Origin of the sequence: Brotonthovivens ammoniilytica, from assembly GCF_025566885.1 — a bacterium.
Lineage (GTDB): Bacteria > Bacillota > Clostridia > Lachnospirales > Lachnospiraceae > Brotonthovivens > Brotonthovivens ammoniilytica.
Map to the genome: position 1 here is coordinate 125419 of NZ_JAOQJQ010000002.1, position 21539 is coordinate 146957.

General features: G+C 41.8%; 20 protein-coding genes and 1 riboswitch. Of the genes, 18 read left to right on the top strand and 2 right to left on the bottom strand.

Going from position 1 to position 21539, the window contains the following annotated elements; all coding sequences use genetic code 11:
* Positions 1 to 64 precede the first annotated feature (64 nt).
* On the bottom strand, positions 65 to 1012 hold the full coding sequence (locus OCV88_RS05030; RefSeq protein ID WP_158424489.1) for a flavodoxin family protein: 948 nt from the start codon (positions 1010 to 1012) through the stop codon (positions 65 to 67).
* Between the two features lie 205 nt (positions 1013 to 1217).
* On the opposite strand from OCV88_RS05030, the gene OCV88_RS05035 reads away from it, so the two are divergent.
* The 15 genes from OCV88_RS05035 to OCV88_RS05105 all read left to right on the top strand — a co-directional run bounded on the left by OCV88_RS05035 (position 1218) and on the right by OCV88_RS05105 (position 17223).
* Complete coding sequence (locus OCV88_RS05035; RefSeq protein WP_158424490.1) at positions 1218 to 2114, top strand: LysR family transcriptional regulator; 897 nt, start codon at positions 1218 to 1220, stop codon at positions 2112 to 2114.
* 263 nt (positions 2115 to 2377) lie between these two features.
* The gene (locus OCV88_RS05040) at positions 2378 to 3523 is read left to right on the top strand and encodes a sugar ABC transporter substrate-binding protein (RefSeq protein ID WP_262590753.1); all 1146 of its coding nucleotides are present in this window, start codon (positions 2378 to 2380) and stop codon (positions 3521 to 3523) included.
* Between the two features lie 63 nt (positions 3524 to 3586).
* On the top strand, positions 3587 to 4543 hold the full coding sequence (locus tag OCV88_RS05045) for an ABC transporter permease (RefSeq protein WP_158424492.1): 957 nt from the start codon (positions 3587 to 3589) through the stop codon (positions 4541 to 4543).
* The gene (locus OCV88_RS05050; protein WP_158424493.1) at positions 4543 to 6042 is read left to right on the top strand and encodes a sugar ABC transporter ATP-binding protein; all 1500 of its coding nucleotides are present in this window, start codon (positions 4543 to 4545) and stop codon (positions 6040 to 6042) included. Before OCV88_RS05045 ends, OCV88_RS05050 begins: the two co-directional genes overlap by 1 nt.
* Complete coding sequence (locus tag OCV88_RS05055) at positions 6042 to 7007, top strand: ABC transporter permease (RefSeq protein ID WP_158424494.1); 966 nt, start codon at positions 6042 to 6044, stop codon at positions 7005 to 7007. The genes OCV88_RS05050 and OCV88_RS05055 overlap by 1 nt, the downstream gene beginning before the upstream one ends.
* Positions 7008 to 7400: 393 nt before the next feature.
* On the top strand, positions 7401 to 8198 hold the full coding sequence (locus OCV88_RS05060; protein WP_158424495.1) for an SDR family NAD(P)-dependent oxidoreductase: 798 nt from the start codon (positions 7401 to 7403) through the stop codon (positions 8196 to 8198).
* A 20-nt stretch (positions 8199 to 8218) separates the two neighbouring features.
* On the top strand, positions 8219 to 9421 hold the full coding sequence (locus OCV88_RS05065; RefSeq protein ID WP_158424496.1) for a M24 family metallopeptidase: 1203 nt from the start codon (positions 8219 to 8221) through the stop codon (positions 9419 to 9421).
* Between the two features lie 30 nt (positions 9422 to 9451).
* Positions 9452 to 10231 carry a glycyl-radical enzyme activating protein gene (locus OCV88_RS05070; protein WP_158424497.1) on the top strand — a complete coding sequence of 260 codons (780 nt, stop codon included), beginning with the start codon at positions 9452 to 9454 and terminating at the stop codon, positions 10229 to 10231.
* A 21-nt stretch (positions 10232 to 10252) separates the two neighbouring features.
* Positions 10253 to 11284 carry an alcohol dehydrogenase catalytic domain-containing protein gene (locus OCV88_RS05075; RefSeq protein WP_158424498.1) on the top strand — a complete coding sequence of 344 codons (1032 nt, stop codon included), beginning with the start codon at positions 10253 to 10255 and terminating at the stop codon, positions 11282 to 11284.
* 45 nt (positions 11285 to 11329) lie between these two features.
* The gene (locus OCV88_RS05080) at positions 11330 to 13825 is read left to right on the top strand and encodes a pyruvate formate lyase family protein (protein ID WP_158424499.1); all 2496 of its coding nucleotides are present in this window, start codon (positions 11330 to 11332) and stop codon (positions 13823 to 13825) included.
* Between the two features lie 59 nt (positions 13826 to 13884).
* Entirely contained in the window at positions 13885 to 14343 is a 459-nt protein-coding gene (locus OCV88_RS05085) for an RpiB/LacA/LacB family sugar-phosphate isomerase (RefSeq protein ID WP_158424500.1), read from the top strand.
* A gap of 17 nt (positions 14344 to 14360) precedes the next feature.
* Entirely contained in the window at positions 14361 to 14960 is a 600-nt protein-coding gene (locus OCV88_RS05090) for a DAK2 domain-containing protein (protein ID WP_262590756.1), read from the top strand.
* 10 nt (positions 14961 to 14970) lie between these two features.
* Positions 14971 to 15966, top strand: coding sequence for a dihydroxyacetone kinase subunit DhaK (locus tag OCV88_RS05095; RefSeq protein ID WP_158424501.1), 996 nt, complete (start codon positions 14971 to 14973; stop codon positions 15964 to 15966).
* 20 nt (positions 15967 to 15986) lie between these two features.
* Positions 15987 to 16874, top strand: coding sequence for a 3-hydroxy-5-phosphonooxypentane-2,4-dione thiolase (gene lsrF, locus OCV88_RS05100; protein ID WP_158424502.1), 888 nt, complete (start codon positions 15987 to 15989; stop codon positions 16872 to 16874).
* Positions 16875 to 16896: 22 nt separating this feature from the next.
* Positions 16897 to 17223: a hypothetical protein gene (locus OCV88_RS05105; RefSeq protein WP_158424503.1), complete on the top strand. Its 327-nt coding sequence runs from the start codon at positions 16897 to 16899 to the stop codon at positions 17221 to 17223.
* A 74-nt stretch (positions 17224 to 17297) separates the two neighbouring features.
* On the opposite strand, the gene OCV88_RS05110 is transcribed toward OCV88_RS05105, so the two are convergent.
* Entirely contained in the window at positions 17298 to 18008 is a 711-nt protein-coding gene (locus OCV88_RS05110) for a cyclic nucleotide-binding domain-containing protein (protein ID WP_158424504.1), read from the bottom strand.
* Between the two features lie 188 nt (positions 18009 to 18196).
* Positions 18197 to 18339, top strand: a riboswitch (cobalamin riboswitch).
* 138 nt (positions 18340 to 18477) lie between these two features.
* Here OCV88_RS05110 and OCV88_RS05115 point away from each other — a divergent pair.
* The 3 genes from OCV88_RS05115 to OCV88_RS05125 are packed head-to-tail and all read left to right on the top strand — an operon-like array spanning position 18478 to position 21436.
* Positions 18478 to 19605 (top strand): ABC transporter substrate-binding protein, encoded by a 1128-nt coding sequence (locus tag OCV88_RS05115; RefSeq protein ID WP_158424505.1) that lies wholly within the window; start codon positions 18478 to 18480, stop codon positions 19603 to 19605.
* Between the two features lie 2 nt (positions 19606 to 19607).
* Positions 19608 to 20672 carry a FecCD family ABC transporter permease gene (locus OCV88_RS05120; RefSeq protein WP_158424506.1) on the top strand — a complete coding sequence of 355 codons (1065 nt, stop codon included), beginning with the start codon at positions 19608 to 19610 and terminating at the stop codon, positions 20670 to 20672.
* Positions 20672 to 21436 (top strand): ABC transporter ATP-binding protein, encoded by a 765-nt coding sequence (locus OCV88_RS05125; RefSeq protein WP_158424507.1) that lies wholly within the window; start codon positions 20672 to 20674, stop codon positions 21434 to 21436. Before OCV88_RS05120 ends, OCV88_RS05125 begins: the two co-directional genes overlap by 1 nt.
* The last annotated feature ends 103 nt before the right edge of the window (positions 21437 to 21539 follow it).

A 21539-nucleotide genomic window follows, 5' to 3' on the forward strand; every position in this document is an offset into this window, starting at 1 on the left:
ATGTTCTTTTTTGATGGACCGGTCAGCGTCAAGTCCCGCAAGAGCGAGACTTGAATCTTGATGATTATACGGCAGGGAATTTCAGTTCTTTATATTTTCCATAACGTTCCTGAACCACATCCTGATTTTTCATAAAGTCAATTCTTGTGGCAATAATTTCTTCTAGATGTTTATCCCGGCATTCATTTACATTTCTGTCCCGGCACAAGCCGTCTTTTGCCAGAACAAATTTCACCTTTCCGTTTTCATCCTTTACAAGATCTCCGCCGGCACCGCAGACTGCACATTCAAAAGGCCACTGAATGCCGTCCCAGTGGGGCTCTCCTTTAAAAATAAGACCTCCGTGGCAGTTTGGACAAAGACCCTGATTAGGATCGCCAAGCCAGCCCCGTTCTTCCACCGGTGTCTGGATGGCTTTTATAATATTTTCACCCATTTTGTGAGCCCGCTCTAGCTGCTCTGTGCGAAGCAGAACATTTCCTGGACGGCCGACTCTGGTGGACATAAACTGGTCCACAACCTGCATGGACTGTGTAAACATAGATGCGGCCATAGTTTCCAGTGTCAGGCCCTGCCAGTCATGACAGGACCCCCCTACAGCGATCAGGCCTGCCACACAGTGTGGATCTTCTTTTACCGTTCCGATCTTTAAAAGGAAAGAAAGCTCATAGGCAAGAAAGCGCTGTGCAAAACGGGTATATACAGAACTTGGCATCAGATCATAGGTTGGTACACCAATAATAACGCCGTTTTGCTGCTGCATAACGTTAATCAGTTTATCTACATCGTCTTTTTCTTTTAATACACAGCCTCTGTATTCTCCTTTTCCCATAGCAACATCGCCCATATTCATGGTACAGCATTCACATCCTGTGCATGGAAGGATATTGTAATCAAACAAATTAATAAGTGTTACTTCGGCTCCCGCCTCCTGACAGGCTAACAAAGCTTCTTTTACTAAAATTTCACTGTTTCCGTTGTGGCGTCCTGCCACGATACCCATAACTTTCATAAAAACCTCCTGTATGTATCTTAATAATGTGAATGAATGATTTAAAAAAATGTTAACATTTTAACTTGTGAGAATCAATTCTGTATGTGGAAATTGTGAATGCAATTCCTGTATATATCCATGCCTTTTGGTAATGATAGAATTGCTTTTTGGTAATGAGACTGATATTATGTAATAAAAGTGATGAAAGAAACAGGGGGATTTTATGACGCTTAATCAGATGAAATATTTTATAGCAGTTGCAAGGTGTTTGAGTTTTACAGAGGCTGCAAAAAGCCTGTTTATTACACAGCCTGCTTTAAGCCGCCAGATTGCAGCTATGGAAGAGGAATTGGGAACTCAGCTGTTTGTAAGAGAGAAAAAAACATTAAAGCTGACTCCGGGAGGAAGTATTTTGTATAATGGACTTCCGGAGCTGCTCAATACATATGGAGGGCTTATCAGTGAGGCAAGAAATGCCAATCAGGGGTATCAGGGAAGGTTAAGAGTAGGATTTCTGGATGTTTATGATATTTCTGAACTGTTTCCTCTAGTACTGGAGTATTTTCAGGAACAGTATCCTAAGATTCATCTGACACTGGAAAGATTTTCCTTGGGAATTTTGCCAGATAACTTATATAATAAAAGTCTGGATATAATTTTAACCTATGGTTTTTCGCTGTTTGATAAACCGGATCTGGTTACCGTTAATATACAGAAGTATGATTCCTGCATTATGCTCAACAGGAATCATCCCCTGGCTCAAAAGCCTATTTTGAATCTGGAAGATCTGAAAAATGAACAGTTTGTACAGCTAGACCGGACAATCAGCGAAGAGGGATATCAGTATATTATGAATCTGTGTGGAAAATGTGGTGTATATCCTAATATAAAACTGGTAAATAAAATGGAAGATGTGCTTTTGTGGGTGCAGACCGGGAATTGCGTGGCTATAACCACCAACAGAACAATTGAAAAGATGAATCCTCAGGTGGTAATTCGGGAGATTCCCATAGTTGAGGCAAAAGATCATGATATCACAGTAGCCTGGAGAAAGAAGAACTATAATCCAGCCATTGCTCTGTTTATGGAGCTGCTGGAGGGACATATAAAAAAAAGATAAGATAAAATGGTCAGGGGGACAGAGGAAAGATTTCCAATGTCCCGTTTTATTTTGCTCTGTATTTTTCGTTAAATAGGTAGAATGGGAAGTGTTTCTGTTCTGGGACATATGTCTTAAAAAAACAGATGAAAAGCACGACACATGGCATATACACAAAATGAAGTGAATGGTAAATTTAGAGTATCAAAAATACAAAAAGGAGAAGAAAAAGTGCCATTTTGAATAGCATGGCAGAAAAAGGGAATTTAGCAAAGGAGGATATAATGAGCAGAAAAATAAGAAGAGTGATTTGCTGGGGAACAATTGGGGTACTGCTGGTATCGGGATTAAGTGCATGCGGAACAAACAAAGAGGAAAACAATAGTTCCGGTAGTGTACAGGAAAGTACAGACGATGCAGTAAAATCCAATGGATTAAAATTTGCAGGAGATATTGTAGGACAGGGCAGTGTTGCGCTGGATAATTTTGTGAATGAACTGGAGTATGATTTTACATCTATGGGGGCTTCTTTTCAGATTTACAACGATAACTTTACTGCGGATACTCAGATGCAAAATGTAGAAACAATGGCCTCTAAAGGGTATGATGGGCTGATGATTTATGGATGGAACAATACTTCTTACAAACAGATTTCGGCCACTTGTCAGATGACCAAGGTTCCTTTTGCAATGTATGACCAGATATCACGAGATGATGAAACTACAGCAATGCTTAATGAAAATGAATATTACGCCGGTTCAGTAGGAACAGACAGTTATATGTGCGGCGCGAATGCGGCTTCGGAAATGCTGAAAAATGGAGAAAAGAAGGCGCTAATACTTGGAGGTGCTGTCGGTGATACGATTCATGATAAACGTGTAGAAGGATTTACAGAAACTTTCAAAGAAGGTGGAGGAGAAATTTTAGGCGCAGGCAGGTGTACAGATCCGTCCGAAGGAACAACGAAGTTCGATGATCTTGTTTCTGCGAATCCGGATGCACAGGGGGTCTATTGTCTTGCAGGAGATTATTCGGTAGCAGCGATTTCAGCCCTTGGAAATCATGGAGATGTTAATATAGCAGTTTACCAGTCGGATACAACAAAAGAGACAATTCCTTATATCAAGGACGGAACAATCTCATATGCAGATAGTGGATCTAAAATTGTTATTCCAATTGCCTCTGCATTGCTTGTAAATTATGCTCAGGGAAATATTATTAAAGATGAAGCTGGGAATGCGCCATATTTTGCTAATGTAGTACCGTTTTCGGTTACAGCAGAGAATGCTGATCAGTTTTCTGATTTATATCTTACAGGGCATCCGCTGACACCGGATCAGATGAATGAACTTGTAGGGAAAGATGTGACATATAAGGATTTTAAAGAGTTTATAGAAAATTACAGTTTTGAAACCAGTTTAGAAAAGTAAAAAAATAGTGAATATGCCCGGTCAGTGAAAGTGCCCGGGCATATTTTAAAATGGGGTGATTTTATGACGGATAATAAGAAAGGTCATATCCAGACAATTGTGATAACAGCGGCAATTATAGCAGTTTGTATTATTTTTAACTATGCTGTTTCGGGAAAATTTTTAACTGGAAATAATATAAAGACATTAATTTCCCATGCAATTATTCCGTGTTTTATGGCCTGGGCGTTATGTTTTGTGTTTGCATGTGACTTTACGGATATGTCTCTGGGAGCGGTTGTGATACTTGCTGCAAATATGTCGGGTTTTCTGGGTGAAACCAAACTTGGGTATTTTGGAATTATAATTGGAGCGGTTGGTGTGTCCATGGCCTTGATGGTTTTTAATTTTTTTCTATTTGCAAAATCAAAAATTCCTTCCTGGGTGGCCAGTATTGGTATGGTAATGGTTTATGAGGCGATTGCAATTTTTTATTCTAATCACCAGCTGACAAGTGGAAAAACCATTGCACAATTAAGTGAACCTATGCGGGGGCTTGCTAAAGCACCGGCTATCTATGTGGTATTTGGAATAGGATTTGCTTTAGCATATCTTATATATAACAGGACAACCATCGGACTGAAAGTAAGAGCTTTGGGAAGCGGACAAAAGATTGCAGAGGCGATGGGAATTGATACTGTAAAGACAATTATTACAGTTGGAATCATCTGTGGGATATTTGTAGGATGCTCTGCGTTTCTTAATGAAAGCTACAGTGCCCGTATCAGTGTAAAGACAGGACTGACCAGTATGACAATGATATTTCAGCCTATTGCATCTGTTATGCTTGCCCAGGTGTTAAAAGCTAAGATAAATATCATTATAGGAATTCCTATTTGTGCGCTGCTTGTATATGGAATTTTCAATATGCTGACTATTGCAGGTGTGCCTTCCGGAACGCTCCAGGAAGCCGTACTGGGATTGATTGTAATTGCTTTTGGTATTCTGGCTCAGAGAAAACAGAAAAAGGTGGTGAAATAATGAATCATATTTTAGAAGTAAAAGGACTTTGTAAATATTTTGGATCCACTATTGCGAATAAGAATATTGATTTTACTTTAAAACGAGGTGAAATAAGAGGGCTGGCAGGAGAGAATGGTTCCGGAAAATCAACACTGTTGCAACAGATTGCGGGTATTTATCTGAAAGATGAAGGAAGGATGATATTAAATGGGAAGGAATATGATCCTCAAAACCCTCTTGATGCAAAAAACAATAAAATTGGAATTGTGGTGCAGGAACTTGGAGTGTTAAATACACTTCCTGCGGGGGTTAATGTCTTTGCCGGAAACTGGAAACAATTTTCAAGGTTTGGAATTATTAATATGAAAAAAATGTATCAAAAGGCCAATGATATATTTGAAACGTATGGACTGATGAAGATTCCGTTAAATGCAGACTGCGCTGAAATGTCCATTGAATCCAGAAAAATGCTGGAACTGGCAAGAGCATTGTCAGGAAATCCGGATATTTTAATTCTGGATGAGGTGACTCAGTCTCTTTCACAAAATAACCGGGAAATGTTATATCAATTGATTGCGCGTCTTCAGAAAGAAGGAAAAACTATTGTTATCATCACCCATGATTTAGAGGAAATGCTGGAAATTTGTGACAATATTACAGTGCTTCGGGATGGGGAAGTGATTACTACAAAAGCCTGCAGTGAACTGGATACGGATGAAATCAAACGGCTGATGGTTGGACGCCAGGTAAATTCTGCTTATTACAGGGAAGATGCTGTTGCAGATTATAAGGAAGAAGTAGTTTTGCAGGCAGAGCATGTTAATGTGCCTTATACACTAAATGATATATCTTTTGAACTTCATAGAGGTGAGATTTTAGGCTTTTGCGGACTGAGTGATTCGGGTATTCATGAGATTGGAACGGCTGTGTTTGGGTTGTCGCATGACAGGACTGGAAGTGTAACCTTAACAGAGGGAAATATTTTGATTAAGAATGAGTTGATTGCGGGGAAAAATGGTATGGCGTATGTGCCTAAGGATCGGGATGGCTCTGCCCTGATGATAAAAGACAGTATCTTAAATAATTTTGTACTGCCGTCCACTACAGAACTGCAAGGAAAGTGTATGTATTTAAGTCCGGCTAAGTTAAAACGTTTTGCACAAAATGGCGTGGAAGAATTTAATGTGAAGTGTAACGGTATATATCAGAAGATGCAGGATTTATCAGGAGGGAATAAGCAGAAAGTAAATCTGGGGAGATGGCTGCTAAAAGATTTGAATGTATTGGTTTTAGACTGTCCTACAAGAGGGGTAGATGTCAGTGTAAAAGCTTATATTTATCATGTTATGAGCGAGGTAAAGAAAAAAGGACTGTCCATGATATTAATTTCAGATGAATTACCGGAATTGCTGGGAATGGCAGACCGGCTTATTGTAATGAAGGATGGCTGTATAAAAGGGGAATTTATACGCGGTAATAATTTTACCCAGGAAGCTTTGATTGAGGTGATGGTGTGATGAAGCAGAAAATTGATATGAATAAAGCGGTACCGTTTATATCTTTGGGAGTCATTCTTATTGTTTTTGCTATTTTGACGGGCGGAAATATGTTTTCTCCTTTTAATCTCAGAACACTGCTGGATCAGACAGTGATTTTATTAGTGCTTTGCAGCGGAGCAATTTTTGTGGTGGCGCTGGGCTGTTGTGATTTATCAGTAGGTGTTGTAAGCGGTATGTGCGCAGTCGTAAGTGATATTGTATTTATGGTTACAGGAAATGTTTTTCTGATGGTTATTACTGCCATTGGAATAGGAATAGGATTTGGAGCGCTAAATGGTGTGATAAATGCAAAATTTAAAGTGCCTTCGTTTATGGAAACGCTGGCATTGCTGATAGGTTTGCGCGGCATCATTAATTTTATTCAGAGTAAGGTAGGTGTCACTCATGCAGGTGACGCGATCCTAATGCTGCAGAAACAGTATATAAAGATTCCCTTGCTGATATTGATTTTAGCTGTTTCCTGGTTTTTACTGGAACGTACTTCTTTTGGAAGAAATGCCAGAGCAGTTGGTGAAAATGAGATACTGGCAAAGTATGTGGGAAAGCCGGTAGACAGGGTAAAAATCTTTTGTTTTATGTTGTCAGGCCTGACCGCAGCCATAGCTGGATTTTTCATTATTGCAAGAAGCGGAGGGACAAGTACTACCATGGGAACCATGTATGAGATGAAAACCCTGATTGCTATTTATGTGGGAGGCGTACTTGTCAGGGGTGGTTCTACAGCATCTGCTTATAAAATGATAATTGGATGTTTTGTATTTATGATTATAGAAAATGGTCTGAAGATTATGGGATTTGGCTCCAGTGAAATTTCAGAATTGGTGGAAGGGATTTTATTAATGGTAATTTTGTTTATTACTATCCATGCAGAGAATCGAACTGTAAAAATAAAGAAAAAGACGACAGCAATATTGATAGAATAAATTGACAGAATAGCCCGGTATAAGAAAATTACAGAGGATTCTAAGTTTTCGGAATATTATCTGCTTGGAACTCTGCTGAGTAATTGGCACATATCTGTGTGTTTTTCAGGCAGATAAATTTCTGAAATAATATTAAGAATAAAACAGAGTTCATAGTGGTTTGTTTTCCATTGGATAAAGCTTGATCATTAGAAGCCTGTAAATCGGATACAAAAAATGTATCCGGTTTGCAGGTTTTTTTCTATTCAGCGAGCCTGCTGTATCTGGCGCAGAAAATATTAATACAGGACATATGTCCTAAAAAAAGAAAATGGCGGAGGGACATCTGTCGTATATGAAAAATATGCCTTTTGTTATAGTGAAATCAGAAAAAAGTAAAGGAGAGTTTTTACAATGTTAAAATTAAATGACAAAGTGGCCATCGTTACAGGCGGCGGCCGTGGAAATGGACGAGGAGTGGCAATGGCTCTGGCTGATCATGGAGCAGCTGTAATGGTATGTGATATCAATGAGGAAAATGCAAAGAATGTTGCTGAAGAAATTTGTAATGCAGGCGGACGTGCAGTTGCAGCCTTCTGTGATGTAACAGATCCTGCCAGTGTTGAGGACATGGTAAAAGCAACTGTAGATGCTTTTGGTCCGGTAACAACATTGATTAATAACGCAGGGGTTATTTACTGGAAGTCTTTCTTTGAACAGACATTGGAGGAGTTCCAAAGAGAGGTAAGAATCAATCTGGAAAGTGTATTTATTGTTACAAAGGCGGTTGTAAAAAGTATGTTGGAACATGGGGTGAAAGCTGGTTCTGTCGTGAATTTTTCCTCTGAGGCAGTGAGCTCAAGTTTTCCGGAGGGAATCGGTTACAGTGCTTCTAAAGGTGGTGTTCAGGCTATTACCCTTGCACTGGCAGGTTACCTGGCGCCATATGGCATACGTGTAAACTCTATTGCGCCAGGCCCGACACCTACTGGAATGAACACATTTATGCATGAAGCTGCAGATCAGATTGGAAAAACCATTCCGATGGGACGCTGCGGAGATCCGTATAATGATCATGGAAGAATTTGCTGCTTCTTGGCATCTGATGAGTATTCAGGCTGGATTACAGCCGAAAATGTTCTTGTAGACGGCGGAAAAGTAAAGATTCCGGCTGTGTATAACCCCAGTGAGGCGCCTGTATTTCATACTTAAAATGGTGCGGAGGTAAAATTATGGACCGTCAGTTGAAAGAAAATGTATTTCTTCCTGTTTCAGACAATGAATTAAACCGACGATGGATAGCCGTGCGGGAAGAAATGAGAAAAAACGGGATAGACTGTCTGGTAATTCAGAACAGTGAAGCCCACATGGGCGGGTATATCAGATGGTTTATTGATATGCCTGCAAAATTCGGAACGCCCGCCACAGTACTGTTTCCGGCGGATGATGAGATGACTGTGATTACAGAAGGCAATATACCGGAACTGGTACTGCCCGGCTGGATGATGAGAGGCATAAAAGAAAATATTGTCCGCCCGTATTACCGGAGTATCTATTATACAAATACATTGGATGGAGAAGCGGCGGCAGCAGCCATCAGAGCGTCCGGTTATAAAAAAATAGGGATTGTTGCAAAGGGACTGATGTCAGCCTGTTTTTATGAATACATAAAAGAAAACCTTACAGATGTAGAATTTGTAGATGCAACAGATTTAGTAGATCAGATTAAATGCATTAAAAGTTCTGAGGAAATTGCTCTTATCCGAAGAACAGCGGAAATAACAGGTGCTGCCTTTGCGGCAGTTCCGGCATTTATAAGACCTGGAAGAAAAGAGTATGAAGTAGCAAACGATATACGTCATATTCTAACGGATCTGGGAAGTGAAGAACAGTTAATCATGGTTTGCTCGGCGCCTATGGGGGAGCCGGCAGGGCATAAACTGCCGTTTTTTATGAACCGTACATTGCAAAAAGGTGATCAGGTAATGGTAATGCTGGAAGTATCCGGTCCGGGCGGATTTTATCAGGAAGTAGGACGTACAATCTGTATCGGGGAGCCATCCAGGCGGCTGACAGATGCCTGGATGGCAGCCAGGGACGCTCAGCGAAGAGCGGCAGAGATATTGAAAGAAGGAGCATGCCCGGCTGATGTCTGCAGGATTAACAATGATTATATGGAAAAAAGAGGTTTTCCGTCCCGCAATATGATATTTGCGCACGGACAAGGATATGAACTTGCAGAGCGGCCTGTAATTTACGGATCAGAGACTATGGCAATACGGTCCAATATGAATATTGCCGTACATCCTTTTGGGATTACCGATGATGTATATGCGTTTTGCTGCGATAATTTTCTGACCGGTCCAGATGGTGCAGAGCCGTTAAGTACAGTACCGTTGGAGATTATGACAGCACAGAGCAGTCCATGGTATTAAAGCGGGATAACGGCAAAGGAAGGACAGCTTATGAAAGGCATTGTATTTGACATACAGCGCTATTCTATTCATGACGGGCCGGGTATTCGAACAGTGGTATTTTTGAAAGGATGTCCCCTTCAGTGTTTGTGGTGCTGTAATCCGGAATCTCAGAATCCAGAGCCGGAAGCAGAATATCATGAGAAACAAAAGATAATGGGCAGCGTCTGGGAAGCAGAAGGGATTCTTGAAGAAATACAGAAAGACAGAGACTGTTACCGTCATTCCGGCGGAGGGGTAACGCTTTCCGGAGGAGAAGTGCTTATGCAGCCTGGATTTGCTGCTGAAATATTGCAGTGGTGTTGTGAGAGAAACATCCATACGGCTGTTGAGACCTCCGGATATGGCGCCTGGGAAGCAATAGAAAAAATTCTGCCATGGACGGATCTGTTTTTGTACGATCTGAAACATATGGATAAAATGACGCATAAAATACTGACCGGTGTTTCCAACCAACTAATACTGGAAAATGCCCGGAGGATAGCACAGACGGGAAAAGAAATAATAATACGTATGCCCTTTGTGCCGGGCTGTAATACAGAAAAAGAAAACATTGACAATATGGTAACGTTTATGAAATCTGCAGAGATCCGTACCATACATCTGATGCCCTTTCATCAGCTTGGAAAAGACAAGTACAGACGGCTTGGCAGAGAGTATCTGCTAGCAGGGAAGGCGTCTTTGAATCAAGATAAAGAAGGTGCCCGCCGGCTGCAGGAGGTCTGTAATCAGTTGAAAGATCAGGGGTTTTGGGCAGCTGTGGGCGGATAACATAAAGTATAGAAAGGATAAATGAAAAATATGAAAACCATTATTTCATCAAATCCCGGGCAGGTGTGTCTGGGAAATATACCTGTACCAAAACCGGGAAAGTATGAAGCTTTAGTAAAAATCGAAGCATGTGCCATCTGTAACCACACAGATATGATGTTTGTAAACCGTGAGTTTGGCGGTCCGGAGGGAGGAGGCCATCCTGAGGGAGTTCCGATAAATCTTGGTCATGAATCCTGTGGTGTTGTAATTGAAGTGGGTGAGAAGTGCCGCAGTTTTAAAGTAGGGGACAGAGTGCTGCGGGCACATACCTGGGGGCACTATCCGGGGGGAATTGGATCTGAAGGCGGTATGAGTGAGTATGGGGTTGTTCAGGATTATGCAGCTATTCAGGAAGATGGAGCAGATATCCCTCTGAACTATCAGGCCACAAAACACCAGATCCTTCCTCAGGGAATTGACAGTGTTCAGGGGGCAGTTATGATTACCCTGAAAGAGACATGGCAGACACTGCGTAATTTTGATATAAAGCCCGGAGAACCTCTTGGCATTGTGGGAACCGGTCCCGTTGCTGTTTGCTTTGCAAAATTTGCAAAGCTCATGGGTGCGTCTCCCATCGTAGTTTTCGGACGTCGGAAAGATCATGAAAAAAAATTTAAGGATGCCGGGGCAGATTTGTATGTTGTGGGAGATGATTTTCCAAACGAATTGCAGAAAATTATCACAGACGGAGGCCTTGGAAAAGTAATAGAAGCAGTGGGTAGTGATTCAGCGCTGAAAATGTGTCTGGATGTAGCAGGAGAAAAAGGAACGGTGCAGTTATACGGAGCGGCACCCGGTTTAAAATGGGAAGATTCTTTGCGCAGCGATCCGAGAGTGTGGGTGAAATGGCCGGACGAAGAAGATGCCAATGAGGAAATGGCGAAATTAATTCTGGAAGGGGAAGTGAATCCTTATGAATATATCAGCCATGTACTGCAGCCGGAGGACTGCCAGTATGGATTTGATCTTGTAAAAAAACATAATGCAACAAAGGTAGTATTTTTGTTTTAGATTTAAGAATTCAGGCGCTGAAGAGAACCTGATAAAGGAGGCTGGATGATGGAAGAACAAAAGAAAGATATTTTTACTCCATGGTGGACAGAGAGAAATGTTCCCTGGAGAGGAAATTTGTTTGAGGGAATGATTCTCAGTGAAGAAGATACAGGGGAAAAGCGTATTCAGAAAATTCGTAAAGGAATGTTGACACGTTATAAATCCGGAAAACGTCGTCTTTCTTTTCAATGGGCGAGAAGTGTGACCCATTCTTATATGCAGACGGAAGGCAGACATCCGGCTATCCGGCGTGCATTGTCTATAAAGAAGGGGCTTCATGAGATTTCTATAGGGCTGACTGAGGGACAGCTGCTTATGGGCGGCGCTTCCTGCGGGCCTCATTATGTAGATTTTAACCCGCATTTTCCGGCACTTGACTTCCCCAGGAAAGGTTCTTGTGAGGAACTGGATCGTATTTATGTCTATGATAAGACAGAACTGGAAGCATTTCAGAGAGACATATTGCCATTCTGGGAAAATAAAGGAAGAATGGACTACTTTTGCATGGAAATGTCTGAAAATTATCAGGAGGCGTGGAAATATCTAAATGACAGTCAATGTTATATTCCCACGGTAGGCGGCCCTCTTGCTCATACAATTCAGGACTATAAAACAGTTCTGCAAAAAGGAATGCTGGGAGTAATTGCTGATATCAGAGAGCAGATAAAGTCTCTTGATATGACGCATCCGGACGGAATGAAAACACTGGAAAGACGAAACCAGTATGAAGCCATGATAATAGCCGGGGAAGCAATGATTGATTATGCGCAGAGAAATGCGGACTATGCGCAGAAACTTGCTGATGCGGAACCGGAGGATAAGCGGCGTACGGAATTGGTGGAAATGGCACGTATCTGCAAAAAGGTGCCGGCATATCCGGCAGAATCCTGGTGGGAAGCGCTGCAGTGCTTTCATTTTTTAAGGGCAGCTACAGCTCTGATTGAGGGGATGGATTCCCATTCTGCAGGCAGGTTTGATCAGTATATGCTGCCCTGGCTGCAGAATGATCTGGAAAATGGAACAATTACCAGGAAAAAAGCTCAGGAGCTTTTGGAGTGTCTTTTCCTGAAATGGAATGAGAGTACAGCATTTACCATGGGTTTGGGGTGTCCAAGGGGAAATAATGACAAAATCAATATAAGCGGTATGGATGAACTGGGGCGGGACTGTACCAACGAGCTTTCTTTTATGCTTCTGGAAGCTCACGCCCATGTACATCTGACGGATCCGGCCTTATCTGTAAGAGTGCATCATAAGACACCGGAAAAACTGCTGATCTGCACCCTGGAACTTCTCCGTCTTGGAGGGGGGCTGCCTCTGCTTTTAAATGATGATGCAATTGTGGCAGGTATGACTGCCAATTGTCAGGTGGAATTAAAAGATGCCAGAAATTACGGTGATGTAGGTTGTCAGGAAAATGTGACGGATCCTAATATGACCGGAGCTGATACTTCAGGAAGGCAAAATGGAGGTTTTTTCAGTCTGGTAAAACCGATTGAGCTTGCATTGTGGAATGGTATAAATCCACAAAACGGCAGACAGGCAGGCCCCAAAACCGGGGATGTGCAAAGTTTCCTCTCAATGGAAGCGTTTATGGAGGCTGTTGGCAGACAGATGGAATATGCAGTAGAGATGAATGTAATTGCAAATAATGTAAATGATTATGTTTTTACCGCTTATTATCCTTCTGTCTGGCATAACCTGATGCATCCTACTCCCCGAAGGACAGGAATTGATTTCGTGGCAGGGGGAGCAAAATATAATTGGACTGGCCCGCTGGGAATCGGACTTGCTACTGCCGGAGATATACTTGCAGCAGTGGATACGCTGATATTTAAGCAAAAGGAAACAGCTTGGCCGGTACTAATGGAGGCTTTGAAAAATAACTGGACAGGATATGAAGCGCTTCGGCAAAAATGTATTCAGGCACCTAAATATGGCTGTGATGATCCATACGCTGATAATTGGAGTAAGCGCATTCTGGACATGTGGTTTTCTTCTCTGGAATCGTATGGAACAGCTCATGGAGGACATTTTATCGGTGGATTAATAAGTATGGACAGTTATATTACCCTGGGCCATCAGACGGGAGCTACTCCTGATGGAAGAAGAGCCGGGGAGCATTTGTCAGATTCAGTGGCCCCCTCCAGGTATTCCGATTCCAGAGGAATAACAGCAAGACACTTTTCTGCGGCAAGAGCTATAGATACTTATCATACAACTAATGGTGTTACGTTTAATCAGAGATTTAGTATGACAACAGTGAACACATCCAGAGATATTGCAAAGTGGGCAGATCTGGTGCGTACATACATGGATGCCGGCGGGCAGCAGATACAGTATCTGGTTGTCAGTGCCGAAGATTTAAAAGAAGCCCAGAAAAATCCTGATGAATACAGAGATCTGCTTGTCCGGGTGGGGGGATATAGTGCGGTGTTTGTAGATCTGACAAAAGAACTGCAGGATTCTATTATGGCAAGAGAAGAATTGGCAGTATAAGTATTCATTAAAAAAGAGATATGAAAATTCCAGATATAAAATTTAAAAGGAGAAAGTAAATGAAGATTGCGATTGGAGCAGATGCATCAGGATTTGAATTAAAAGAAGCTGTTAGAAAGCATTTGGAAGAGCTTAATATAGAATATACAGATTTTGCAAAAGAAGCCAGGGATTACTACGAGATTGTTCCTGAGGCTGTGCCGGCCGTACAGAGGGGAGATTTTGATTTCGGAATTCTCTGTTGTGGAACAGGTATGGGGATGGCGCAGATGGCCAACAGCTATCAGGGGATTCGGGCTGCGGTGGTGGAAAGTACCTATACAGCTAAAATGAGCAGAGCTATTAATAATTCAAATATTCTGACAATGGGAGGATTTGTCGTAGCGCCATTTATGGCATGTGAGATGGTAGATGTTTTCCTAAACACTCAGATTACAGATGGACTGGATGATTTTCATGATTTTCTGCTGGATGCCCAGAAAAGAATCAAAGCAGTAGAAAAAACAATATACGGATAGAGAAAGAGGGGATTAATATGGCAGTTTCATTAGAACAGTGGAAAAAAATGTTTTTGGCGGCGGCAGATCTGCTGTTGGAAAATGCAGAAAACCTTTCCCGGACAGATGCTGTTATCGGAGATGGAGATCATGGTATTACGATGACCAAAATTGCTAATCTTATCAAAGAAAAGGCTGCAAAAGATTATATAAAAACTCCGGACTTTTTTGAAGACCTGGGCTGGGGGACTGTTAATGTTCAGGGCGGAAGTGCAGGACCGTTGTTTGGCACATTTATTACCGGTATGCAGGAAGCCAAGGAAGATGCGTCGGTAGCAGATGTGTTGGAATGTGCATTAAAAGAATTGCAGGGTATGAGTAACGCAAAAATCGGGGAAAAAACCATGATGGATGCATTGATTCCAGCAGTGGAAGCAATGAAGAATGCGGAAAGTGATGAAGAAGCTCTTGAACTTGGAGCAAAAGCAGCTGCAAAAGGTGCTGAAGATACGGCAGATTATATAGCAAAATATGGGAGAGCAAAAAATTATGGTGAAAAATCTATTGGAGTAAAAGACGCGGGAGCATGTTCCATGGCCCTTATTTTTGAAGGATTGAGACAGGGATATTACAGATAGGAGGAAGAGTATGAAAATGAAAAAATTTCTGAACAGTCCAAATACACTGACAGATGAAATGCTGGAGGGATATGGACTGGCAGCAGCTGATATTGTAGAAGTCAGAGGGCATCTGGTAATCAGTAAAGGATTAAAGACCGCTGATCGGGTAACGGTAGTTACCATGGGCGGTTCCGGACATGAACCGGCTCAGGCGGGATTTGTAGGTGAGGGTATGCTGGATATTCAGGTTGTAGGTGATGTATTTGCTGCTCCGAGTCCTCAGTCTGTATATGAAGCGCTGCAGCTGGCGGATAAGGGACATGGGGTATTGCTCCTTGTGCTGAACCATGCGGGAGATATGTTATGCGCTAATATGGTAATTAAGATGGCGGAGAAGGCAGGAATAAAAGTGAAAAAAGTTGTTACCCAGGAGGATATCTCAAACGCACCCAGAAGTAATGCGGCAGACCGCCGGGGGCTTGCGGGAGCTATTCCATTATACCACATTGCCGCAGCCGCATGCAGAGAAGGGAAAACTTTGGATGAGGCAGCAGATCTTGCACAGAAATATGCTGATTCCATGGCAACAATTTCTGTTGCAGTCCGATGTGCTACTCATCCGGCAAACGGAGAGTCCTTTGGAGATCTGGGAGATGAAGATATGGAAATCGGTATGGGACAGCACGGTGAAGGCGGTGGAGGGCGTCAGCCATTAAAAACGGCCAGAGAAACCATTTCCATTATGGCAGATGCGTTGATAAAAGATATCCCGTTAAAGAGAGGCGATAAGTGTTTTGTAATGATAAATGGAACTGGTGCAACTACACTGATGGAGATGTTTATCCTTTATAAAGACTGTGTTCATTATTTGAAAGAGCAGGGAATAGAAGTTGTTGCGAATATGGTGGGAGAGATTCTGACAGTACAGGAGCAGGCAGGATTTCAGCTGAATATAGCTAAATGGGATGATGAATGTCTGCGGCTCTGGAATACTCCTGTCCATACATTTGCATTATCGAAATAGGCAGGAGGAAATAAAGAAAAATGGCTGATAATATTGGAAATAAACCAAGTAAAGATTATTATCTGGATGTACCAGTGGAAACAGAAGGATTTTTTCTGAAAGGACTTAATAATAATGATTTTGGAATCAAAAATCGTCTGTCCCGTATTTTTAATCCAAAGTCAAAGAATGCAGTGGTGTTGGCTTTTGATCATGGTTATATTATGGGATCTACGGCAGGTCTGGAAAGAATGGATGTGACCATCAAACCTCTGGTACCATATGTGGATGTGCTGATGGGGACCAGAGGGGCGATTCGCTCCAGTTTTTCCCCTGCCATGGATCAGGCGATTTGTTTGCGGGCCACTCATGATGCATCTGTATTATATGATGATATGAGCATTGGAAACGGTGCGGGAGTGGAAATGGAGGATGCAATCAGGATGAATGCTTCGGCAGTAGCTGTCCAGACTTTTATTGGATCGCCGGGAGAGACGGCGTCCCTGGAGACACTGTGCCGATATGTGGATGCAGGAGACCGCTATGGGATGCCGGTGCTGGGTGTGGTTGCGGTAGGAAAGCAGATGGAGCGTAACGCTAAGTTTTTCCTGCTGGCAACAAGGATTCTGGCAGAGCATGGGGCGCATTTTATAAAGACGTATTATTGTGAGGATTTTGAAAAAGTTACAGCTGCGTGTCCGGTGCCTATAATCATTGCGGGAGGTAAAAAGTTACCTGAAGCAGAGGCGTTGAGTATGGCATATCGTGCAATTAGTCAGGGCGCCCATGGAGTAGATATGGGAAGAAATATTTTTCAAAGCGAGGATCCGGTGGCAATGGCGCAGGCAGTAGGTAAAATTGTCCATGAAGGCTATACAGACCGGGAAGCATATGAATTTTTCCAGGATAGGAAGAGGTCTTTGAAGTAAAAGAAAAATGGAGGGATGAAAGATGGCAGCTATGTATATGCATCTGGGTATTCCGGTGACAGCAAAGAAACCGAATATGATATATAATGAGCAGTTGAAATTTTGGGCAAATACAGATGTGGACAGCTACGATTATAAAATTGAATATCTGAAATTTGAAGAAGGAACGCCCTTTCCGGAGATAATGCATAGAAGTCCTCATGTGGCATATCAGGTAGATAATATGCTTCCTTATCTGGAGGATGCTGACAGAATTATTTTTGAGCCTATGGAACTGGATGGACAGATGAAAATTGCATTTATTATGAAAGATAATACAATTATTGAGCTGGTAGAGATAACAGTGTAGAGAACGCTTAGTCACAATTTTATGTTTTTTCCAAAAAGCTGCCGGACAGAGGTGAGAGCTCTGTCCGGCAGTTGTTATATCAGATATTCGTCGGAAGCTAATTTAGAAAGTGCTTTTGAATCTTTTACAATATAGCCTTTTTCATATTTTTCCAGAATATTGCTCTCTTTTAAATCCTTCAGGGTCCGCTGCAGATGCCGGTAACTGGTGCCCAGCAGTTCTGCTGTTTCAGACAGATTTTCATTGAAGTAGGAATATTCCGTTCCTTCTATATTGATTTTTTTGGAAATAAAGCTTAGATAAGAGCACAGCCTGTTTTCCAGAGGATAGTTCATGTTTAATGCAGCATTGCTTGTAAATACATAAATCTTTTTTGCCAGCAGTGTGCCAATGTGTTTCAGAAAAACAGAATCCTGAAAGAGAAGTTCCTGAGTAAAAGTCAGAGGCAGAGCAATAGCATAAGATTCGTTGACAGCCTGAATAGTAATAAAGGGATTCGTAATGTTAAAAAGCTCCAGATCACCAAAAAAAGAGATTCCGGTAATCAGATTTAAAAGCTGCTGTTTACCGTTTCGAAGTAGAGAGCAGACTTTTACTTTACCGTTGAGAAAGATGTACATATACTGAATGTTGCCCCTTTCAGTAAAGATATATTCGTCTCTGGCAAATTTTGTAACAGTCATATATTTATAATGTTCAGGAAAGTATTCATCAGAAAAATAATCTTTTAACCGGTATTTTTTAATATAGTAATCAAGTTTGTTTTTGTCACTGATAAATTCCATAAAAATTGCCTCCTGATACAAAACGGTACATATAATAGTTTAAGTATTTTTAAATATTATATCATAAATAAAAATTAGATAAAATGACATATGTCATTATTTTCTGATATATAGTCTCTGGTTTTGGGAAAGAAGTCACTCTTTTTATTGACACTATTTTTCCCCGGATGCTATAATGCAGAAGTAATTCAATACAGTTATATACAGGTGCGAGAGCATAAAAGGAAACAGGTGCGAATCCTGTGCAAGGCCGTTACTGTATTTGGGACTGTGGGAGTAGTTGCTCCCACTGTTTCATAAGTCAGATACTTGCCTGTATCATTCAGCGTTATTCTGCGGACACCGGAACTAATGTAATTCAGACGAAATCACTGAACATATATTGCCCCCACAGAAGTGGTGGGCTTTTTTTCTTGATTTTTATTCCGTTTTCCACAGATAACAGCAGCAAAATCAGGAGGGATATTACATGAAAAAGAAACTAGCAGCAATTGTGCTGACCTGCGTGTTAGCAATGAGCACCCTGGCCGGCTGTGGGACAAACGGTCAGGAAAACAAAGGAGAATCCGTATCTTCCGAAACAACAAAGGAGACAAAAGAGGATTCCGGAAAAAAAGAGACTGTCACATTAACAGATAATGTGGGACGAAAAGTAGAGCTGGAATGCCCGGTAGACAGCGCTGCCAGCGTACTTCGATATAATAATGAACTGATCCGTGCCTGCGGGGCTATTGATAAAATTGTTTCTGTAGATTTAAACACTGCGCAGGACAGAGAATATTGGGGCATGTTTGATCCGGACAATGTAATCGGAAAGAGTCAGAGAGAACTGGACTATGAAAAAATAGTTGAACTGAATCCGGAGGTTGTAATTATTCCGGATAATGGGGCATATGAGGAAGCAGAAGAGAAGCTGGAACCCTTCGGGATTAAGGTTTTTGTAATTTCCGGATATGATACAGCAGATTTTAAAAATCAGGTTGAAAATATAGGTAAAATGTTTGGGGTAGAAGAAAAAGCCCAGGAATTTTATGATTATTTTAATGGTAAACTGGAATATATCAAAAAACAGCTGGATGGAGTGGAGAAAAGAAGTCTGTACTTTGAGAGCACCTCTCCTCTTACGACGGTGCTGGCTGGAGATCCAATGTATGATATGATTGAGTATGCAGAAGCAGAGAACATTTTTGCAGTAGATAATGAAAATATCAGTGCCAGTGAAGTAGATCCGGAGGAGGTTATTGCACGGAATCCGGATGTGATCGTGAAACTGGTAACACCTGCAGAAGCCCTGGCAGGAACCGGGCTGTATGAGCCTCCTACAAAAGATGAGTTTAAGGCAGCATATGAAGATATTACAGGCCGTGCGGGCTGGGATGGAATTACAGCAGTAAAGAACGATGATATATACTTCATGACACAGTTCAGCCATGGCGGAGCGGGTAAATTGGTAGGTACCTGCTATATTGCAAAAATGTTGTATCCGGATTTACTGCCGGATCTTGACCCGGATGAAATTTTCAGGGCATGGATGGAAGATTTCCAGGGATTTAAAGATGTAGACGGACATTTCTACAGCGGAAAGGATTTACATTAATAATGAAATATCATGATGGGGAGATTCAGCAGGTCTATAAAAAAAGCCGGAAGATAAAATGTCTAATCATTATCGCTGGTATTGTCCTGATGCTGATTCTGGCTCTGGCTTTTACAACACTTGGGGCTACCGGGGCAGGTATGAAGGAAGTGTTAACTGCTATCTTTCATACAATTGCAAATGGTGGAGAAATTACTGATAATCAGGAAAAAGTCGTAATTTTGCTGCGGCTGCCCCGGGTTGTTATGGCGATTTTGGCCGGGTTTGGTCTTGCTGTTTCAGGGGCGGCCATGCAGGCTGCCACAAGAAATCCGCTGGTGAGTCCCTTCACTATCGGTATTTCCAATGCAGCGGCATTTGGGGCCTCCTTATCTATTGTATTCGGCGTTGGCTTCTTTTCAGGAAGCCAGGCCGGTACTGTGTTTAATGCCTTTTTGTGGGCAGTTGGATGTATGGCGCTGGTATATCTGATTTCCATTAAAGTGGGAATGAGTCCGGCGTCTATTGTTCTGACAGGCATTGCTTTGAATTATTTTTTCAGTGCCTGTACTTCTACTATTGAGTTTTTTGCAAATGAGCATAAACTGGCAGAAGTGGTTCAATGGGCATTTGGAAGTTTAAACGGCAGTCAGTGGAGTGAAGTAATGGTTGTTCTGGTGGTAGTTGCAGTCTGCTGTATTGCTATCTATATATTTGCTCCGGCGTTGAATATTATTGCCAGCGGTGATGATGAAGTGGCAAAGTCTTTGGGGATTCATCCGGAGAGAGTCCGAATGGAAGTGTGCATTCTTGCGGTTTTATCAACCGCAGCGGTTATTAGCTTTACCGGTGTTATCGGGTTTGTGGGACTGGCGGGGCCTCATATTGCCAGAATGATAATTGGCAGTGACCACAGATTTCTGCTGCCTTTTTCGGCAATTATTGGAGCGCTCCTGATGCTGGCTGCTGATACAATAGGAAGGTTGATTTTGGCCCCGGTGATTATGCCTGTTGGTATAGTAATTTCCTTCCTGGGAGTACCGATTTTTATTAATTTAATTCTGACCCAGAGAAAGGGGAGTATGTAGTGAGTCTTGAAGTTCAACAGCTGTCTTTTCGATACGGAAAGAGAAATATATTTGAGAAGATTACATTTTCCCTTGAAGAGGGCAATATGCTTGCGCTTCTTGGTCCAAATGGCACTGGTAAAACGACACTTTTAAAGTCGCTGTGCGGTATTTTAAGACCTTATGAGGGAGAGAGCCGGCTGATGGGCAGTAATCTTCTGAAAATGGACATTAAAAAGAGGGCCAAACTGGTTGCCTATGTACCCCAGAATACAAATAATACATTCCCAATGCGGGTAATTGACGCGGTGCTGATGGGACGAAAACCCTTTCAGCGGTTTGGGGTCACAAAGGAAGACGAACAAAAAGCTTTTGAGATTCTAAGGAAAATGGAATTAGAGGACTTCGCTTTTAAGAATATTAACGAGATGAGCGGCGGAGAACGGCAGCGGGTATTTATTGCAAGGGCATTGTGCCAGGAGCCGGAGCTTTTACTGCTAGACGAGCCTACAAGCAGTATGGATCTTAAAAACCAGTTGAGAACCATGGCCCTTGTAAGAAAACTTGTAGATGAACAGAAGCTTTCTGTTATTGTTTCTATACATGATATTAATCTGTCAGCAATGTATTGTGATAAATTTCTGATGCTCCATCAGGGCAGCATATTTGCCTGTGGCAGCGATGAAGAAGTGCTTAAAAAAGAGCATATAGAAAGTGTTTACGGGGTGGCGGTGGCCATGGAAGTGATGGAAGATATCCGGCATATGGTATTAAAGAAGATATAGGTCTTATGAATTACTGTATTTTTATATTATTAGGTATTGGTGGCATGGAAATGTGATTTGCACGACGATACGTACTCATGGGAAGTGAAAGCGTGCCGCAGGT

Excerpts from the sequence above, each read along its gene's own strand:
- OCV88_RS05030 (WP_158424489.1), bottom strand. The coding sequence starts at position 1,012 with ATGAAAGTTATGGGTATCGTGGCAGGACGCCACAACGGAAACAGTGAA.
- OCV88_RS05035 (WP_158424490.1), top strand. The coding sequence starts at position 1,218 with ATGACGCTTAATCAGATGAAATATTTTATAGCAGTTGCAAGGTGTTTG.
- OCV88_RS05040 (WP_262590753.1), top strand. The coding sequence starts at position 2,378 with ATGAGCAGAAAAATAAGAAGAGTGATTTGCTGGGGAACAATTGGGGTA.
- OCV88_RS05045 (WP_158424492.1), top strand. The coding sequence starts at position 3,587 with ATGACGGATAATAAGAAAGGTCATATCCAGACAATTGTGATAACAGCG.
- OCV88_RS05050 (WP_158424493.1), top strand. The coding sequence starts at position 4,543 with ATGAATCATATTTTAGAAGTAAAAGGACTTTGTAAATATTTTGGATCC.
- OCV88_RS05055 (WP_158424494.1), top strand. The coding sequence starts at position 6,042 with ATGAAGCAGAAAATTGATATGAATAAAGCGGTACCGTTTATATCTTTG.
- OCV88_RS05060 (WP_158424495.1), top strand. The coding sequence starts at position 7,401 with ATGTTAAAATTAAATGACAAAGTGGCCATCGTTACAGGCGGCGGCCGT.
- OCV88_RS05065 (WP_158424496.1), top strand. The coding sequence starts at position 8,219 with ATGGACCGTCAGTTGAAAGAAAATGTATTTCTTCCTGTTTCAGACAAT.
- OCV88_RS05070 (WP_158424497.1), top strand. The coding sequence starts at position 9,452 with ATGAAAGGCATTGTATTTGACATACAGCGCTATTCTATTCATGACGGG.
- OCV88_RS05075 (WP_158424498.1), top strand. The coding sequence starts at position 10,253 with ATGAAAAATATGAAAACCATTATTTCATCAAATCCCGGGCAGGTGTGT.
- OCV88_RS05080 (WP_158424499.1), top strand. The coding sequence starts at position 11,330 with ATGATGGAAGAACAAAAGAAAGATATTTTTACTCCATGGTGGACAGAG.
- OCV88_RS05085 (WP_158424500.1), top strand. The coding sequence starts at position 13,885 with ATGAAGATTGCGATTGGAGCAGATGCATCAGGATTTGAATTAAAAGAA.
- OCV88_RS05090 (WP_262590756.1), top strand. The coding sequence starts at position 14,361 with ATGGCAGTTTCATTAGAACAGTGGAAAAAAATGTTTTTGGCGGCGGCA.
- OCV88_RS05095 (WP_158424501.1), top strand. The coding sequence starts at position 14,971 with ATGAAAATGAAAAAATTTCTGAACAGTCCAAATACACTGACAGATGAA.
- lsrF (WP_158424502.1), top strand. The coding sequence starts at position 15,987 with ATGGCTGATAATATTGGAAATAAACCAAGTAAAGATTATTATCTGGAT.
- OCV88_RS05105 (WP_158424503.1), top strand. The coding sequence starts at position 16,897 with ATGGCAGCTATGTATATGCATCTGGGTATTCCGGTGACAGCAAAGAAA.
- OCV88_RS05110 (WP_158424504.1), bottom strand. The coding sequence starts at position 18,008 with ATGGAATTTATCAGTGACAAAAACAAACTTGATTACTATATTAAAAAA.
- OCV88_RS05115 (WP_158424505.1), top strand. The coding sequence starts at position 18,478 with ATGAAAAAGAAACTAGCAGCAATTGTGCTGACCTGCGTGTTAGCAATG.
- OCV88_RS05120 (WP_158424506.1), top strand. The coding sequence starts at position 19,608 with ATGAAATATCATGATGGGGAGATTCAGCAGGTCTATAAAAAAAGCCGG.